The 16,325-nt window shown below is 50.6% G+C and carries 17 protein-coding genes and 1 riboswitch; of the genes, 8 read left to right on the top strand and 9 right to left on the bottom strand.

The features are described 5' to 3' along the window. Window positions 1-51: 51 nt before the first annotated feature. The 7 genes from BM056_RS12480 to gcvT are packed head-to-tail and all read right to left on the bottom strand — an operon-like array spanning window position 52 to window position 7,030. A complete protein-coding gene (locus BM056_RS12480) occupies window positions 52-864 on the bottom strand; it encodes a lipoate--protein ligase family protein (protein ID WP_092471743.1) in 813 nt (270 codons plus the stop codon). Continuing rightward, entirely contained in the window at window positions 857-1,798 is a 942-nt protein-coding gene (gene lipS2 / locus BM056_RS12475; RefSeq protein ID WP_238456448.1) for a LipS2 family lipoyl synthase, read from the bottom strand. The genes BM056_RS12480 and lipS2 overlap by 8 nt, the downstream gene beginning before the upstream one ends. 5 nt (window positions 1,799-1,803) lie before the next feature. Next, window positions 1,804-2,673, bottom strand: a complete 870-nt coding sequence (lipS1, locus tag BM056_RS12470) for a LipS1 family lipoyl synthase (RefSeq protein ID WP_092471741.1) — start codon at window positions 2,671-2,673, stop codon at window positions 1,804-1,806. 34 nt (window positions 2,674-2,707) lie between these two features. Continuing rightward, the gene (gene gcvPB, locus BM056_RS12465) at window positions 2,708-4,162 is read right to left on the bottom strand and encodes an aminomethyl-transferring glycine dehydrogenase subunit GcvPB (RefSeq protein ID WP_092471740.1); all 1,455 of its coding nucleotides are present in this window, start codon (window positions 4,160-4,162) and stop codon (window positions 2,708-2,710) included. Next, the gene (gene gcvPA, locus BM056_RS12460; RefSeq protein ID WP_092471739.1) at window positions 4,155-5,513 is read right to left on the bottom strand and encodes an aminomethyl-transferring glycine dehydrogenase subunit GcvPA; all 1,359 of its coding nucleotides are present in this window, start codon (window positions 5,511-5,513) and stop codon (window positions 4,155-4,157) included. The genes gcvPB and gcvPA overlap by 8 nt, the downstream gene beginning before the upstream one ends. Before the next feature lies 1 nt (window position 5,514). Continuing rightward, window positions 5,515-5,901: a glycine cleavage system protein GcvH gene (gene gcvH, locus BM056_RS12455; RefSeq protein WP_092471738.1), complete on the bottom strand. Its 387-nt coding sequence runs from the start codon at window positions 5,899-5,901 to the stop codon at window positions 5,515-5,517. 31 nt (window positions 5,902-5,932) lie between these two features. Next, entirely contained in the window at window positions 5,933-7,030 is a 1,098-nt protein-coding gene (gene gcvT, locus BM056_RS12450; protein WP_092471737.1) for a glycine cleavage system aminomethyltransferase GcvT, read from the bottom strand. A 272-nt stretch (window positions 7,031-7,302) separates the two neighbouring features. Next, a riboswitch (glycine riboswitch) is annotated at window positions 7,303-7,410 on the bottom strand. 372 nt (window positions 7,411-7,782) lie between these two features. Between gcvT and BM056_RS12445 the strand changes: the two genes are divergently transcribed. The 5 genes from BM056_RS12445 to BM056_RS12425 all read left to right on the top strand — a co-directional run bounded on the left by BM056_RS12445 (window position 7,783) and on the right by BM056_RS12425 (window position 13,748). Beyond that, on the top strand, window positions 7,783-8,322 hold the full coding sequence (locus tag BM056_RS12445) for a TIGR00725 family protein (RefSeq protein ID WP_092471736.1): 540 nt from the start codon (window positions 7,783-7,785) through the stop codon (window positions 8,320-8,322). Between the two features lie 188 nt (window positions 8,323-8,510). Further along, window positions 8,511-10,253 carry a sigma 54-interacting transcriptional regulator gene (locus BM056_RS12440; protein WP_092471735.1) on the top strand — a complete coding sequence of 581 codons (1,743 nt, stop codon included), beginning with the start codon at window positions 8,511-8,513 and terminating at the stop codon, window positions 10,251-10,253. 182 nt (window positions 10,254-10,435) lie between these two features. Next, window positions 10,436-11,737 (top strand): efflux RND transporter periplasmic adaptor subunit, encoded by a 1,302-nt coding sequence (locus BM056_RS12435; protein WP_092471734.1) that lies wholly within the window; start codon window positions 10,436-10,438, stop codon window positions 11,735-11,737. Next, on the top strand, window positions 11,737-12,570 hold the full coding sequence (locus BM056_RS12430) for an ABC transporter ATP-binding protein (RefSeq protein ID WP_092471733.1): 834 nt from the start codon (window positions 11,737-11,739) through the stop codon (window positions 12,568-12,570). Before BM056_RS12435 ends, BM056_RS12430 begins: the two co-directional genes overlap by 1 nt. After that, complete coding sequence (locus tag BM056_RS12425) at window positions 12,567-13,748, top strand: ABC transporter permease (protein ID WP_092471732.1); 1,182 nt, start codon at window positions 12,567-12,569, stop codon at window positions 13,746-13,748. The genes BM056_RS12430 and BM056_RS12425 overlap by 4 nt, the downstream gene beginning before the upstream one ends. A gap of 45 nt (window positions 13,749-13,793) precedes the next feature. On the opposite strand, the gene BM056_RS12420 is transcribed toward BM056_RS12425, so the two are convergent. Together BM056_RS12420 and BM056_RS12415 are read right to left on the bottom strand one after the other, a co-directional pair. After that, a complete protein-coding gene (locus BM056_RS12420) occupies window positions 13,794-14,111 on the bottom strand; it encodes a type II toxin-antitoxin system RelE/ParE family toxin (RefSeq protein WP_092471731.1) in 318 nt (105 codons plus the stop codon). Beyond that, the gene (locus BM056_RS12415) at window positions 14,095-14,379 is read right to left on the bottom strand and encodes a type II toxin-antitoxin system prevent-host-death family antitoxin (protein ID WP_337833507.1); all 285 of its coding nucleotides are present in this window, start codon (window positions 14,377-14,379) and stop codon (window positions 14,095-14,097) included. Before BM056_RS12415 ends, BM056_RS12420 begins: the two co-directional genes overlap by 17 nt. A gap of 193 nt (window positions 14,380-14,572) precedes the next feature. Here BM056_RS12415 and BM056_RS12410 point away from each other — a divergent pair, with 193 nt between their 5' ends. The 3 genes from BM056_RS12410 to BM056_RS12400 all read left to right on the top strand — a co-directional run bounded on the left by BM056_RS12410 (window position 14,573) and on the right by BM056_RS12400 (window position 16,089). Further along, the gene (locus tag BM056_RS12410; protein WP_092471729.1) at window positions 14,573-14,818 is read left to right on the top strand and encodes a hypothetical protein; all 246 of its coding nucleotides are present in this window, start codon (window positions 14,573-14,575) and stop codon (window positions 14,816-14,818) included. 9 nt (window positions 14,819-14,827) lie between these two features. Beyond that, complete coding sequence (locus BM056_RS12405) at window positions 14,828-15,565, top strand: Yip1 family protein (protein WP_131820759.1); 738 nt, start codon at window positions 14,828-14,830, stop codon at window positions 15,563-15,565. Between the two features lie 83 nt (window positions 15,566-15,648). Continuing rightward, window positions 15,649-16,089, top strand: coding sequence for a PH domain-containing protein (locus BM056_RS12400; RefSeq protein WP_092471727.1), 441 nt, complete (start codon window positions 15,649-15,651; stop codon window positions 16,087-16,089). The last annotated feature ends 236 nt before the right edge of the window (window positions 16,090-16,325 follow it).

Here is a 16,325-nt window from a genome sequence, read left to right as displayed (position 1 = left end):
CTTTTCTCCTTTATATTTTATCCGGTGTCTCTCCGGTGCTGCTGATGCAGTTTATTTGCGTCCATTCCAGGCCTCAGTTTGATACTTGCCGCTGCTCAGCTCCCGGGCCAGGGTCAATTCCGCAGCCGCAAGCTGCTGTTCCCGCAGTTTAATTTCCAGGCCCCGGCTGAAGCCGTTTGTAAAACATGCGATCAGCCTGGCCGGGTCGGGAGTGTAACCCAATATATCCTTGATACAGGTAGCTTTGGCCAAAAACAGTTTTTTAGCCTGGTTCCTGCTTTCCTCAGTGTCATAGTTAAATATTGAAAACAGCAAATCCGGATCCAGCTCGATTAATATTGATCCGTGTTGGAGCAGGCAGCCGCTGCGCCTGGTCTGGGCGCTGCCGACCAGCTTCTTGCCCCCGACCACCAGCTCATACATGGAGGGCGCCTCAAAGCACACCGCCGAAGCAACCGCTCCCGGTTTGGTTCCCGCGGCAAGTTCAGCCGTGATGCCCATTTCAGCCAGACCTTCAACCAACCCCCCGCTGATGGCCAGATAGGCTTCCAGGATAGAGCCGGCGACTTTGGTATTGTCTTCCGGCGCCACAATACTGTAGGTTAGCTCATACTGGTGCAGTACCGCCCTGCCGCCGGTCAAACGCCTGACTACGTCCACGCCGGCTTTGCGGCAGGCTGCCAGGTCCAGTTCTTTTTGCAGGCTTTGAAAATAACCCAGTGAAACCGCCGGCGGCGACCACCGGTAAAACCTGATGGTGGGTGGGGCCAGACTCCGGGAAACTGAAGCCAGCACGGCTTCATCCACCGCCATATTCATGGCCCCGTCCATCGGTTCATTGATCACTAAACGCCATTCATCCATTCAAGACACCTTCTAAGGCCGCGGCCGCCTCGGCTGCCGTCAGGGGGCGCGGGTAATTGTAAATGGTGCCGCCGGGCTTTTCATTATAATAGGGCCGGTTGCAACCGGGGCAGCCTGAGGTTTGAAACGCCCGGCCATTGATTAAGTATGCTCTGAGTTCGGCCTCAGCCAGGCCGTAGTATATTAGTTTGCCCGAGTTAAAGATAAAATTTTGGGCATTAACGATTTTTTTCCCGATCAGGTAATTGGCCGCCTGCAGGCGCCGGTAGCCGGCCAAACCAGGTGGAGCATGTCGGGCCATTTTTGTTCCGGGCACCGGGGTAAAGGCAAACAGCCCTACGGTAACCCCTAAATCATGCATATGCTGCATCATTGTTACCATTTCTTGTTCTGTTTCTCCCAGCCCGGCAATCAGGTGGGTGGAAATTCTGCCGGGCAGAAGGCGCGCCGCCTCTTTAATGATAGATAATGTTTGCTGCCAGCCGCCGGTTTTGACAGACTTAAAGGCCGTTTCCGCGGCGGCGTCCAGGGCCAGACCGATGCGGTCCACACCGGACCCGGCCAGGACCAATACTTCCTCCGGTTTGGTTAACCTGACGGAGACGGAAACCGGTATTCGGGAGCAGGCTTTGATTTGGCCGACGGCCTCTTTAACCCCGGCCAAAACGTTGTCCCCGTCCACCACCTGCAAACATGCCCGCTGCAGCAGCCCTTGGCTGTAGGCCTGGCCGATTGCTGCGGCTATTTCCCGCAGGCTGCCTTCCGACCAGGTTACTCTGGACAGCAGGTTGGTTTTGGCGGAAGCGTTTCTGGCCTGCGGGCAAAAGGCGCAGTCATGAGCGCATTTTTCACCGCTCATTAAATAAGCTGTGGTGGGGAGGGCGTCAATGGAGAGCTGTTTGAAGCCAAGCACATGGGCCGTACCGGCTGACATTTTGATCACAGCACGCAGCACTCCTCTCCCCGCTTAATTTCCATCCCCAGTTCCCCGGCCAGGGCAATAGCCGCCGGAGTGGGCCGGACTATTTTATTGACGCCGCAACGCAGGGCCAGCCGGTCAAGTTCGGCCCTGTATCGCCCCGATGGGCGCATGCAGCCCAGGTGAATGGGGATGGCGGGCATTTCTATCCGGGCGCGGGCCAGGATGCGGACTACTTCGTCTAAAGCAGGCGGCGTCCGTTCAGCGTATTTGGTGCCGGGGGTGGGCCTGAAAACGATGAAGACCAGTCCGTCCGCCCCCAGTTCCCGGAGCAGCTGCAGGGCTTTGTATTCACCGCTGATACTGCCCCCGCGCAGGCCGATGCAGATATGGGGCACCACTTTAACTCTTTTTCTCAGGCTGAGATAAGTTTTAATGTAATCATCAACGGTTTTTTCCAGTTCGTAAACCTCTTTGATTGTTTCCCGGTCGCCGACAAAGTCAAAGGATACCGCGTCCGTTACCTGATCTAACTGTTCAATTTCAGCCTCAGCCAGCAGGCCGGTATGCAGGTTGATTCTCCGCCCGCTCTGCTTGATTTCCCGGATCACGGGAAGGTGCCCGAGCACGGGGACCTTCCCGTCCCTGGTGCAGCCGCCTGAAATCAGGCAGCTGGTAATATCCCGGGTTAATTTGGCCCGCCAGTCCGTGATGTCAACCATTGTCTTCAGGTAGTGTCCGTTGCAGTGGGCGCAGTTTAGCCGGCACTGGCTGCCGGTAACAGTTATAGCCCTGGTCTTGGACGGAAAATTAAAGACCACTTCTCCGGGAAAGTTGGCCTGGCGCAACTGCCAGGCCCGGGTAATTAATTGCTCTGTCGTTGCCTCCATAGCTGCCCATCCCTTCTGCCGCCAAAGGTGCCGCTCAGTCGCGCTGGTATTTTAGCACCGGCTTTCGCGCCGCCAGTGTTTCATCCAATCGTCCCACCACTGTATTGTGCGGAGCGCTTTGCACCAGCTCCGGGTTTTGTTCCGCTTCTTCCGCCAGCTTCAGCATAGTGTCCACAAAGACATCCAGTGTTTCTTTGCTTTCTGTTTCCGTCGGCTCCAACATCATCGCTTCTTCCACAATTAACGGGAAGTAGATGGTTGGCGGGTGATAACCATAGTCCAACAGGCGCTTGGCCAGGTCCAGGGTATGGACTCCGTAACTCTTTTGGTTTTTGGAGCTCAGCACAAACTCGTGTTTGCAGATGCGGTCGTAGGCCAGGTGGTAGCGCCCTTTCAGCTTTGACATCAGGTAGTTGGCATTAAGCACGGCATGCTCGCTGACCTCTTTTAGCCCCGCGCCGCCCAGGGCTCTCATGTAGGTATAGGCTTTAACAACCGTACCAAAATTGCCGTAGAAACTGTGGATTTTGCCTATTGATTGAGGCCGGTCATAGTCCAGGTAATATTGGCCGTCTTTTTCTTCAATTACCGGTTTGGGCAGGAAGGGCGCCAGAAATTCTTTAACGCCCACCGGGCCGGAACCGGGGCCGCCGCCGCCGTGCGGTGTGGCAAAGGTTTTATGCAGGTTGAAATGCACTACGTCAAAGCCCATATCCCCCGGCCTGACGATGCCCATAATGGCGTTGGCGTTGGCTCCGTCATAATAAAGCAAGCCGCCCTTGGCATGGACGATTTCGGCAATTTCAACGATATCTTCTTCAAACAAACCCAGGGTATTGGGGTTGGTCAGCATCAGTGCCGCCACGTCTTGGTCCATCGCGGCCCGCAGGGACTCCAAATCCACGCCGCCGCGCGCGTTGGATTTAACCTGGACTATTTTAAACCCGCAAATATTGGCGGTGGCGGGGTTGGTGCCGTGAGCGGAGTCGGGCACGATGACTTTGGTCCTGTTTTCCCCGCGGCTCTGGTGATAGGCTCTTATAATCATCATTCCGGTATATTCGCCATGGGCGCCGGCAGCGGGCTGCAGGGTCACTTTGGCCAGGCCGCCGATTTCAGCCAGATACTCTCCGGTTTGATAAAGCAGCTCCAGCGCCCCCTGGGCCAATTCCTGGGGCTGGTAGGGGTGTAAAGCGGCAAAGCCCGGCAGTCTGGCCATATCTTCGTTGACCTTGGGGTTATATTTCATGGTGCAGGAGCCCAGAGGATAAAAGCCTGTGTCCACACCATGGTTCAGCGTCGATAATTCCGTAAAATGTCTGACTGCATCAACTTCGCTGACTTCGGGCAGGTTGGGCTCTTCTTCCCTTAAAAATTCGCCGGGGATCAGTTCTTCAAGCGGGCGGACCGGTACATCCGGCTGTGGCAGGGCTGTGCCATGTCTGCCCGGCTTGGATAGTTCAAAAATCAGCTGCCTGTTTTTAGTCATTGCCGCGCCCCCTTCCTTCAACTGCCGCCATAGCTGCCGTTAGAGACAGCATTTCTTCCCGGGTCCTCTTTTCAGTTACGCAGAGGAGCAGATGGTTCTTTAATTCCGGATAAAATCTTTCCAGGTTCAGACCTCCGATGATTTTTTCCTTCAGCAGGGCCTGGTTGGTTTCTTCAACCGGTTTAGCGGTTTTGATCACAAATTCTTTAAACACCGGTGCTGTAAAAGGAGCTGCGAAACCGGCACTTTGTAATTGTTCTTTAAGATAATTTGTTTTTTGCACACAAAGCTTAGCCACTTCGGTTAAACCTTTTTTACCCAGCATCGTGAGGTGGATAGTTGCCGCTAGGGCGCACAGGGCTTCGTTGGAACAAATATTGGAGGTGGCTTTTTCCCTCCTGATATGCTGTTCCCTGGTTTGCAGGGTCAGAACAAAGGCCCTTTGCCCCCGGCTGTCCACTGTTTGCCCTACAATTCTGCCGGGCATCCGCCTGACGAGCTTGCCGGTGGTGGCCAAAAAGCCCAGCAGCGGGCCGCCAAAGCTGAGGGGATTGCCCAGAGACTGGCCTTCACCGACCACGATATCCGCCCCGTAGCCGGCCGGAGCTTTTAGCACGGCCAGCGAAACCGGGTCCACTACCGTAATGAATAACCCGCCCCGGTCATGAATCAAGTCGTTGATCTGCCGCACATTTTCCAGCGCGCCGAAAAAGTTGGGCTGCTGGATAATTACTGCCGCTGTTTGCTTATCTATTAATTGATCCATTTTTTCCAGGTCGGCAACTCCGTTTTTAAAAGGCACCTCTGCTATTTCGATGGCCTGCCCGCCGGCGTAAGTCCGCAGTACCTCACGATATTCGGGGTGCACGGTTGAGGCGACCACTATCTTTTTCCGGCGCTGGCTTTCGCAGGCCATCAGGGCGGCTTCGGCGGTGGCGGAAGCGCCGTCATACATGGAAGCGTTGGCATTGTCCATGCCCGTAAGCTCACAGATCAGGGTCTGGTATTCAAAAATAGCGGTCAGCGTTCCCTGGCTGATCTCAGGCTGGTAGGGGGTGTAGGCTGTGTAAAATTCCGACCTGAGCAGCAGGTGGTCGATAGCGCTGGGAGTAAAATGGTCATAAGCGCCCGCACCCAAAAATGACACATATTCATGCAAGCTGCTGTTTTTATTGCTTAGCTCCCGGAGATGTTTGGTTAATTCCAGCTCCGACAACGGCCCCGGAATGTTTAACCGCCTGTTGAGCCGGACCTGTGGAGGAACGTCGGCAAACAGTTCCTCCACAGTTTTCACACCGATAACCTTCAGCATCTCCCGGCGGTCCTCTTCAGTATGAGGCAGGAAGTTCATTTTAATCCTCCTCTTCCACAAACTTTCCATATTCTTCAGCTGCCAGCAGTTGATCCAGTTCACCGGGGTCCGACATTTCCAGCACCACGATCCAGCCCTCGGTGAAAGCGGCTTTGTTGATCAGGTCCGGAGAATCCTCAAGTGCCTGGTTAACTTCAATCACTTTGCCGCTGATAGGTGAGAATACTTCCGACACAGCTTTTACTGATTCCAGGTTGGCTATGGCATCATGGGCGCTGTATTCGGCGTCAATTTCCGGTAATTCAACGAAAACCACGTCGCCTAACTTGCCCTGGGCGTGATCGGTAATGCCGATGGTGGCTTTATTCCCTTCCACCTTTACCCACTCATGGTCTTTGGAATATTTGAGCTCCTTGGGATTATCCATAATAATTCCTCCTTGTTTATTTATATTTTTTTTACTTGCTTCTTACATAAAACGGGGTTTTAACAACTTTGGCCGGTATCGCTCTGCCCCTGATTTCTATTGCCAAATCGGTACCCGGGGCGGCATATTCTGTTTGCACCAGGGCAAGCCCGATGTTTTTATTCAGAGTCGGGGCAAAAGACCCGCTGGTAACCCGGCCGATTTCCAGGCTGTCTTTGGTTACCGGATAGTGGCTTCTGGCTATGCCCCGGCCGACCATTTCAAAGCCTGCCAGTTTTCTGGAAACGCCGTTTTCTTTTTGTTGGAGCAGTGCCGCCCGGCCGTTAAAGTCCCCTTTATCAAATTTGACAAATATGTCTAACCCGGCCTCCAGGGGGCTTATGTCCCGGGACAGTTCATGCCCGTACAGGGGCAGCCTTGCTTCCAGGCGCAGGGTGTCTCTTGCTCCCAGTCCTACCGGTGCCAATCCCTCCCCCTTTCCTGTTGCCATTGTTTTTTCCCAAATCTGAACTGCTGATGCGCTATTGACGTAAATCTCAAAACCGTCTTCGCCGGTGTAACCCGTTCTGGAAATGATGCTGTCGATGCCGTCAACTTTTCCGTAATCAAACCAGTAATATTTAATGGCGGACAGGTCAATATCGGTTATTTTTTGCAAAATGCCGGCGGCCTTGGGCCCCTGAACAGCTATCTGGGCTGTTTGGGGAGAAATGTTGTCTACCTGAACGTTCATACCTGCGGCGTTTTGGGTAAACCACTCAAAATCTTTGTCTGTGTTGGCCGCATTGACTATGATAAAGAAATGGTCATCGGCCATTTTATAGACCAGCAGATCATCAACAACACCGCCGTCGGCATAGCACATGGGGCTGTACAGGCACTGTTTAACTGCCATATTGGCGGCATTATTGGTGATCAGCCTGTTCACATAGGTTAATGCGTCAGGACCTTTGACATCAATTTCTCCCATGTGTGACACATCAAAGATCCCGGCTGCGGTGCGGCAGGCATTATGTTCTTCAATAATACCCTTATACTGCACCGGCATCTCCCAGCCACCGAAGTCAACAATTTTTGCGCCTGCCTGAACGTGAAGCTCATAAAGTGGGGTACGTTTAAGGTCGGCCAAGGTTTTCATCCTCCTCGTGTTAATAGTATTAATAATTCCAAATTGTTATAAAAAAGAACAGCAAATAACAGTTAATTTTTTGCTTTTTACCTTTGACGTAGAACTTGTTAGGTCTATGCAATAGGATCAAAAGCAGGAATTAAAAAAGGACAGGGTTGCAGCAGCGCTGTAACCCTGTCCCTGATACCTGAAAGATTCACTTCTACTTGATTCAATCAAATCAATAGAAGCTATCCCCTTTGGTGTCCTGGTTAAGAAACTCTCCAGAGTTCCGTCCGTTTATAGTACTTTTGCCTGAAAGTTTCAAGGTTAAACTCAGCTCTGTTTACCTTTTGCTCCTTCGGCGCCTTCTAAATAAAGGTCTCTCCCACAAACATCATCCGGCATATTTAATTGTTAAACAAAATTATGTGTATTGTTTTTATTATAACCTTAAACCAAGTGTATAATAAATAGCTTAAAATTAAAATATTCTTTTTCTTAACTGTAGTTTTTAAATTATGAATGATCGTTTTGGCACTTAAATGGCAACTTTACAGGGGGGAGGGACAAGGGGACAGGTCCCTTGTCTCAGTTTTCAGCTGGGGGCGGGACAGGGATATGAGCTGCAAAACGGTCTGGTATTAGTAACGTTGGATCGATTACAATAAAGGCGAGACTGTTTTGTTGATGTATGACTTGTTTCGGTGGGTCAGACGGACAGGTACCGTGTGCCACCCATGAATTAATTTAGGTAGTGGAGGGATGTAACTTTGATTCGCATTGGAGTTATCGGGCAGTCGGGTGCTATAACACCTGAAATGCAAAAAATGGCTGAAGAAATCGGCAGGGAAATTGCCCAAAAGGGAGCCATTTTATTAACGGGCGGAAGAAGTGGTGTCATGGAAGCCGTATCAAGGGGGGCAAAAATGGCCAATGGCTTAGTCGTTGGCATTTTACCCGGTGATACTTTGGACAAAGCAAACGAATATATAGATATTCCCATTACGACGGGTTTAAGCTCTGATTACCGGAGTTTAATACTTGTTCATTCTTCTGACGCGTTAATTATGATCGGCGGTGGAAACGGCACACTTGGTGAATTATCAGCTTCCTATTTAAATCGCAAACCGGTAGTAATTATTGAACCCTCCGGAGGCTGGGCGGGCAGAGTTAGAACTATTGCTTACGAAGGCACTTATTTGGACGAAAGAAAACATGTAAAGCTTGATTATGCGCATACGCCCAAGGAAGCACTGGATATTCTAATGAATCGGTTTAATCATAATGAGATGGAACCCGGCGATGTCTGACCAACGAACGCGGGACAAGGGGACGGGTGTCCTTTGTCCCACGTTCCACTGCCCTTTATTTGGCTTTTCAGTCCCAATGCTTAAAAAAATAATTTCTGATATAATTGAATAAGTAAGTATGGTAGCTGAAAGTAGGAGTGATCCTGCTTTTGATTTTTGTAACTATCATCCTAACGGAGGATGAGTAAATGAGCCAAACTGCTTTTTTGACTGTAGCAGATATGCTGTGCCGAAATTTCATTGAGGCTGCTCCGGCTATTTCAGTTGGCGAAGGCCGGGCCATTACTGAAAAAAAGCCAACTACCAGGCCGTTTGTGTTAATAGCTGTTCATAACAAACAAATTGTTGGTGTTGTGCGTCACCACAAGCTGTTTAATGCCGGCATTGACCCTGATGCCAGCATCAGCGAGGTTATGGATAAAAATTTTTTAATACTTGATAAGAAGTCCTTAAAGCAAGACATTTTGAATTATGTGGAAGAATTACGGGCTCAGGCACTGATAGTTATTGATGAAAAAAATAAAGTGCTGGGTGTTTTATATTTCGACTTATTGTTTGCCGGGCTGCTTGAACGTTATAAAATAACCCGGGCCAGGCTGGAAGCGGTGTTGGATACCGTTGAAGAAGCTATAACCATAATTAATGATCAAGATGTTGTTACTCATTGGAACCACCGGGCGGAAGCGCTATACGATATCAGTGCTGAAAAAATTGTCGGCAATAATATAGAAAAGTATTTTTCCAATCTAATGGTAACCAAGGTCTTTAAAGAACGCACGGGAGTACGCGCCATGTACCACCAGCCCTGTGCCGATACGCATGTATTGATCAGCGCCAACCCTGTCAAAATTGGTGACCAGGTGGTTGGTGGCGTATCCTCGGAGCGCGATATTACCGAAGTGGTGGAGCTAAGCCAGAAACTCAACCAGGCCAGCAGCCAGGTACATAAATTAAAAAAAGAAATTAAAAGAATCACCGGTGGCCATAAACCCTTTGCCAGGATCAAAGGACATCATTATAAATTAAAAGAACTGGTCAGTATTGCCAAAAAGGTTGCTGTAACTCACGCGGCCGTGCTGATCAGGGGGGAAAGCGGTACCGGCAAGGAATTGTTTGCCAGGGCCATTCACGAAGCCAGCGGCCGTGCGGACAAGCCTTTTGTGGTGGTCAACTGTGCCGCCATACCGCCTACCTTATTTGAAAGTGAAGTATTTGGCTATGAGGCGGGTGCTTTTACCGGCGCCAGCAGGCATGGAAAACCGGGCTTCTTTGAAAATGCCAATGGGGGCACGCTGTTCCTCGATGAAGTGGCGGAACTCCCGACGGGTTTGCAGGTTAAGCTGCTGCGGGTGCTGCAAGACCAGGTATTCCGCAGGGTAGGAGGATCTGCCCCGATTAAGGTGGATGTGCGTATTGTTGCCGCGACCAACCGCAACCTGGAAGAAATGCTGGTCAATGAACTTTTCAGGGAGGACTTGTATTACCGTTTAAATGTAGTATCTTTGGAAGTTCCGCCTTTGAGGGAAAGACGGGAGGATATTCCTGAATTGGTTTACCAGTTTATTCAGGAGTACAGCCAGCTGTATAGGAAGAGAATAACCAGGTTGGACCCGGAAGCAATGGCGGTATTGCTGGCATACCCCTGGCCGGGGAATGTGCGGGAAATGAAAAATTCCATTGAACGTATGGTAATTATGGCTGACGGCGAGGTTATCACCGGGGAATGTATTCCGGCGGCGCTTAAACAGAACATTAAGCATAAATTGCCCTACCAGGCGGGTTTGGTATCGGTAACCGAACAAACTGAGCGGGAGATAATCAGCCGCACACTGCAGCAAACCAACGGCAACCGCTCGCAGGCGGCCCGCATGCTGGGGATACCCCGCAGTACTTTATACTATAAAATGCACCAGCTGGGCCTGATGAAATAAAATTTTATATAATTATTTAAAAAAATTGTTGAATGAATGAAATAAATCAGCCTTTTGCTGTGTCTATATTAATAGGGGGAATATTTTCAGGGGCGGTTATTGTTTAGCACACATATTTTTAGCACGCATAATCAGGGCATTTGTTTAAATGACGGTGTGCCCGGCTATTAAGGGAGAGATTAATGTTGCAGTTTTTAAAACAAAAAATAACTAAAATATCAAAGAAAAAACTGTTAGCCGGGGTACTTATCCTCGGCCTTGTTGTGTCAGTGGTTGCAGTCAACATTATCAAAAATAGGAAACCAACGGGGATACCGGTAAAAACAGCCAAGGTAGAACAGCAGCACCTGCAGGACAATGTTTTTGCCACCGGCAGGGTGAGACTGGTGGAAAAACAGGAGTTTTACAGCTATGAAGAAACAACGGTGAAAAAAATCAATGTCAACCCGGGTGAAACAGTACATAAGGGCCAGGTGCTCGGGATCTTGGATGCCGGTGATTTAGAGGACAAGCTCAGCAACGCCAAAGCCAGCTATGCGGTGCAGCAGTCCAACCTGGAAGATGCGCTTAATCCCAGGCCGGAAGAAATAGCTAAGCTCAGGGCCGACTATAACAAAGCCGGGGCCGACTATCAAAACGCCCAAAAAAATTACGAGAGGACCAAACGGCTACATGACCAGGATGCTGTGAGCGCCCAGGAGCTGGAGACGGCAGAGCTTGATCTGATAGCCAAGGAAACGGCGTATAAAAATGCCGGCGCCAGTCTGAAAATCAAAGAATCAGGTCCCACCGGCCCGGAACTGGCCTCCCTTGAGGCACAGGTTGAACAGGCCCGCATCCAAACGGAACTGGCACAGCGGGATTTAGACAGGAATACCCTCACAGCGGAAATGGATGGTGTTGTCATAGCCGTGGAAGTGGCGGACGGGGACCACATTGATCCAGGCACCAGGCTGATTACCATCGGCAACACGGACAAGGTGGAAGTGACCGCCGGAGTGAGCGAGGCGGACAGCGGCAGGTTGAAAATGGGTCAAAAAGTCCAGGTTAGCGCCGCGGCGCTGCCGGACCGTGTGTATACCGGGGAGCTGCGCAGCGTTTCCCCGGGCGCCCTGGTTGAATCGGGAAACCAGGGCAGCCAGATCGAAGTGCCGGTGATTGTCAGCATAACCGGTGACTCCGAGGGCCTGCGCCTGGGATATACCGTAGATCTGACCATAACCACGGTGGACGTGGAGAAGGCGCTGGTGGTACCCTACGAAGCCGTGGTGGAAAAAGGCGGGCAGCGCTATGTTTACGTAGTGGAAAACGGCACCGCCGGGGAAAGAAAAGTGGAGACCGGCCTGGATACTGAACTCTTCACAGAAATAAAATCCGGGCTCAAAGAGGGCGAGACGGTGATTGTGGGCCCGGCCGGCAATCTTAAGGACGGCGACAAAATTTCGGAGTTGAACAATGTGCCTGCGGCCGGGGGGAATAAATAATGATCCAGGTGTCCGGTTTGACTAAAATATATAACACCGGAGCGCACCCGGTGCCGGCGCTGCAGGACGTAAACCTCGAAGTTAAAGCCGGCGAATTCGTATCCGTAATGGGACCGTCGGGCTCCGGCAAATCAACCCTGATGAACCTCCTGGGCTGCCTGGATACCCCCACCTCCGGCTCGTACCAGCTGGACGGCATCGAAATAAGCAGCCTGGACGACACCGGCATGGCCAAAGTACGTAACCTGAAAATAGGCTTTGTTTTTCAGAACTTCAACCTGCTGCCCCGGATGACCGCCCTGCGCAACGTGGAACTGCCCATGCTCTATGCCGGGATAGATGTCCGGGAAAGAGTGAAAAGAGCTACCGCCGCCCTGGAGCGGGTGGGACTGGCCCAGCGGGTCCACCATCGCCCCAACCAGATGTCCGGCGGCCAGGTGCAGAGAGTGGCCATAGCCCGGTCGCTGGTTAACCGCCCGGCTGTACTGCTGGCCGACGAACCCACGGGCAACCTGGACACCCGCTCCGGGGAAGAAATCATGGCGATATTTCAGGATTTAAACCGGGGCGGAGCCACCATCGTGCTGGTCACCCACGAACGGGATATTGCCCTGCACACCTCCAGGATTATTCACTTCCGGGACGGCAGGCTGGTGGAAGACGAAAGAGTGGAAAAACCCCTGGATGCCCTAGAAGTGTTAAAGAGCCTGGGGCCGGTGGATGAAAACGGCGGCCGGACCGGGGAAACGCCTGCCTCCAACGTGCCCGCCGGGGCCGTCCCCATTGCACCGGCGGTATCCGACCCGGATGCCCGGAAGGGGGAAACCAAGTGAACCTGTTGGAGAGTATACTGGTGGCCCTGGAGGGCATCAAAGCCAATAAACTGCGTTCCTTTTTAACCACCCTGGGCATCATCATCGGCATTGCCGCGGTCATCGCAGTAGTGGCCATCGGCCAGGGAGGGCGGGCCATGCTGATGGCGGAGATGGAGAAGATAGGCACCAACATCTTTGCCATCTATGTGGACTGGGGCAGCGGAGAGCAGCCCACCGGCAGAATGTTTGAACTCAGCGACGTGCAGGTGCTCAAAGACAAAGTTCCCGGCATCAGCTATCTTTCCGCCAACAGCGTCAACATGGCCGATGTCCGGGGCTCCAAGGATAAAAAGAATTCCCAGGTCTGGGGGGTATCCCCGGACTACGAGCATATCAGAAAACTGAACCTGAAATCCGGTCGTTTTTTCAGCAAGGAGGACGATTCCCTGGGCCGCAAGGTAGCCGTGCTGGATGAAGCGCTGGCCGACGAAATATTCGGTCGCTCCGAGCCCGTGGGCAATAAAGTAAGCATCGGCAGCACACCTTTCCGGGTAGTGGGAGTGGTGGCCAAGGGCGACTCCATGCTGGGCTTTTCAGAAGAAGCCAGAGTGTTTATTCCCAGCCGGTCCTGGCACAACATGTTCGGCAACTATATCAATAACCTGGAAGGCAGCGCCGTTTCCAGGGAAAAGGTGCAGGAAACCATGGACCAGGCCGTAAAAGTGCTGGAACGGCGGCATCGCAGCTCCGCCCAATACATCAGCTACAGCATGGAGCAGCAGATGCAGTCGGCCAACCAAATAACCGGCATCATGACCCTGATTATCGGGGCCATCGCCGGCATATCGCTATTGGTGGGCGGCATAGGAGTAATGAACATCATGCTGGTTTCCGTAACCGAGCGCACCAGGGAAATCGGCATTCGCAAAGCCCTGGGAGCCAGGCGCAGGGATATACTGACCCAGTTTTTAATAGAGTCGGTGGTGCTGTGCATACTGGGAGGTATTATCGGGATGGCGCTGGGTATAGGCGGGGCTTTTCTCATTGCCAAACTGGCCAAATGGCCGCCCCTGGTGTCCTGGTGGACGGCGCTGCTGGCATTCACCTTCTCCGCCGCCATCGGCATAATATTCGGCATCCTGCCCGCCAACAAGGCGGCCAAGCTGGACCCCATCGAAGCACTGCGAAGGGATTAAATATACAACAACGAGCCGGTGATCTACCGGCTCGTTGTTATAAACTTACAGCAGCCAGCCATAATCCTGCCTGCAGTCCACCACGGCATCTATGTATACAGTGACGTCTTTCACCTGATAAACCAGCAGATACCGCTTCGCCATCAGGAGCTTGCGGTATTTGCCGGATGGTGCCAGCGGGTCGGAAAGCCATGGGTTCCGCTCTGGAAATTTCTCCAGGGAGTTTGCTTTTTCATTAAACTCGGCAATGAGTTGTAAGGCTGCCGTTTCACTGACCTGTGCAAGAAAACGGGAATGAGATACCAGCATCTGAGCCGCCTCATCGGAGATAATCACTTTATACAATTTACCTTCGCCGTCCATTCAATACCTCTTTGACAGCATCCTTCATCATATCGGACACCTCGTCAATGGAATAGCCTTTTTTGCCGTTTAACCTGTCTTCCTCAGCAGCAATTAGATTTTCACGCAAGCGCAGCATGCTTTCACGTCTGGCAAAGGCTTCAATGTCCATTACCACCAGATCTCCTTCTCCGTTTTTGGTCAGATATACCGGTTCTCCCGACCGTTTGCACAGCTCGGAAATCTCATTGTAGTTCTTTCTAATTGCCGCAGATGGCTTGATATTCATCATCCCGATCACCTCGATTCATAGCATTATTGTGCCCTTATCATATGCTTATCATACTACGACAAAGGCGATTTGTAAATCTGAAGGCCCCCCTGCTTGTGGTCTTGGCGAATTATGCAAGAATATAATTTAGAGCTATTTGCATATACAATGGTATAATATTAAAAAAACAAGCTTTAGGTGGTGAATTATTGTGAGGTGGGAAGATGTAAGAAAAATTTATCCTAATCAGTTTGTGAAAATGCAGATTTTCAAGTCATATATAAAAGATAATAAAAGATATATTGAAGATATGGCTGTGATTAAAGCCTTTGATGATAATAATGAAGCGACCAGAGAATTGGTAAGGGCTAAGGATGACATCATAGTTTATCATACTGGTAATGAAAAAATCGAGATAGAAATTAAGAAAATTTTTGGGTATAGAGGTGTAGGTTAAGTGGTTGAGATGGATACACAAAATTTAACAGGCGACGGAATCAAAGAGCCCGGGGATAAAGGAAATTTAAATCTCTGGCAGAAGATCAGCGGGGTTTTATGGGGAGGGCCGCGCGAAACTTTTGAAGACATTGCCGCCCGGCCCGGTGTGGCCGCTATAGTAATACTGCTGACGACGGTAAATTTTATTCTTGCGCTGCCATTAATGTTTAAAATGAAAGAATTTACCCTCTGGAGCATTCAGAGCAACCCGGCTGCCGCAAGCACGCCGGCCCATACCGTCAGCATGGCGGCAACCGTGGCTATGGTGGGGACACTTGTGGGTGCGGTTCTGGGGCCGCTGATTATCTGGCTGATAATGGCCGGTCTTTTGAAACTATTCAACGCTTTTACCGGGGAAAACGCACCCTTTAATACCCTGTTTGCCGTGACGGTTTACGCTTACCTGCCGGTGATGCTGGCCTCGGTGATCAGGGCGATGCTGATAATGATCAGCCCCATCCAGAACATACCAAAAATAAGCACCGGACTGTCCATGTTGCTGCCCGGGGACCATACGGGCAGGCTTTACGTGTTGCTGTCGCAAATTGACCCCTTTACTATCTGGGGATTGGTCTTGCTGGCTGTGGGGAGCTCCGTAGCCATGAAGGTGCCCGCAGTAAAAACAGGCATATATGTGGGCGTGCTTTGGGTTATTTTTGTCCTGATTGCTGCCCTGATTACTCCTTCGCCGGCTGTCGGTATGTAAATTATTTAAATAATTTGTTGATTAATTGAAAAAATCAAGGATTAGAAGTAAAAGAGCTAAAAAAACATGCGGGAGTTTAGGTTATGGATAAATTTTTTCCTATCGCTCCTATGGATAAAACAGCAAAATTGATGTCTGGTCCTTTAATGACAATCCTGGCCGTATGCACTGTGGGCTTAATCTGGCTTATACCATACTTATTCTCACCGCGCGGTTATAAGGTAACGCCGGAAGGTATAATCATACAGCTAAAAGTATCTTCTCATTTTATCAGTAAAAATAAAATAAAATCGGTCAAATTGGTTGGTTTAGTGAAACCCGGTGGCGGGATTACCTGGTTATCCGGGCAATTCGGATACGCAGGTCTGTTTACATTGAAAAGTGGCTCAATGGCTCGTGTATATGCCACCTGCTGGGATAATATGGTTCAGATACAAACCGATAATATTGATCCTTACCTATTGTCGCCACAAGATCCAACAAGTTTTATTAAAAGCGTTGAAGAATTACTTAATCATAAATGAGCCTTTAGATGCCTCCAACCATTGAGACTCACCAAACCGAATCCGTATTGTCCTTATTGTCCAAAAGTGTCGAATAAATGTCAATGTGTTCAAAAAACTGACGTTTGTATACTAAGCAATCCACTAAAAGCTTGCGCAGGCAGGCTTTTTTTTTGTGGAATGGTATTTGCGTATTGATTTAACTATTCATGCAGCTGTATCCATATAGCTAACCCCCTGGGGATTGTTTGTCGGGA

It is taken from the genome of Desulfotruncus arcticus DSM 17038, from assembly GCF_900113335.1.
Lineage (GTDB): Bacteria > Bacillota > Desulfotomaculia > Desulfotomaculales > Desulfallaceae > Desulfotruncus > Desulfotruncus arcticus.
Note: the sequence above shows the minus strand (reverse complement) of the source record. Positions and strands in the feature narration are given on the sequence as shown.

Excerpts from the sequence above, each read along its gene's own strand:
- BM056_RS12480 (WP_092471743.1), bottom strand. The coding sequence starts at position 864 with ATGGATGAATGGCGTTTAGTGATCAATGAACCGATGGACGGGGCCATG.
- lipS2 (WP_238456448.1), bottom strand. The coding sequence starts at position 1,798 with ATGTCAGCCGGTACGGCCCATGTGCTTGGCTTCAAACAGCTCTCCATT.
- lipS1 (WP_092471741.1), bottom strand. The coding sequence starts at position 2,673 with ATGGAGGCAACGACAGAGCAATTAATTACCCGGGCCTGGCAGTTGCGC.
- gcvPB (WP_092471740.1), bottom strand. The coding sequence starts at position 4,162 with ATGACTAAAAACAGGCAGCTGATTTTTGAACTATCCAAGCCGGGCAGA.
- gcvPA (WP_092471739.1), bottom strand. The coding sequence starts at position 5,513 with ATGAACTTCCTGCCTCATACTGAAGAGGACCGCCGGGAGATGCTGAAG.
- gcvH (WP_092471738.1), bottom strand. The coding sequence starts at position 5,901 with ATGGATAATCCCAAGGAGCTCAAATATTCCAAAGACCATGAGTGGGTA.
- BM056_RS12440 (WP_092471735.1), top strand. The coding sequence starts at position 8,511 with ATGAGCCAAACTGCTTTTTTGACTGTAGCAGATATGCTGTGCCGAAAT.
- BM056_RS12435 (WP_092471734.1), top strand. The coding sequence starts at position 10,436 with ATGTTGCAGTTTTTAAAACAAAAAATAACTAAAATATCAAAGAAAAAA.
- BM056_RS12430 (WP_092471733.1), top strand. The coding sequence starts at position 11,737 with ATGATCCAGGTGTCCGGTTTGACTAAAATATATAACACCGGAGCGCAC.
- BM056_RS12420 (WP_092471731.1), bottom strand. The coding sequence starts at position 14,111 with ATGGACGGCGAAGGTAAATTGTATAAAGTGATTATCTCCGATGAGGCG.
- BM056_RS12415 (WP_337833507.1), bottom strand. The coding sequence starts at position 14,379 with ATGAATATCAAGCCATCTGCGGCAATTAGAAAGAACTACAATGAGATT.
- BM056_RS12405 (WP_131820759.1), top strand. The coding sequence starts at position 14,828 with ATGGATACACAAAATTTAACAGGCGACGGAATCAAAGAGCCCGGGGAT.
- BM056_RS12400 (WP_092471727.1), top strand. The coding sequence starts at position 15,649 with ATGGATAAATTTTTTCCTATCGCTCCTATGGATAAAACAGCAAAATTG.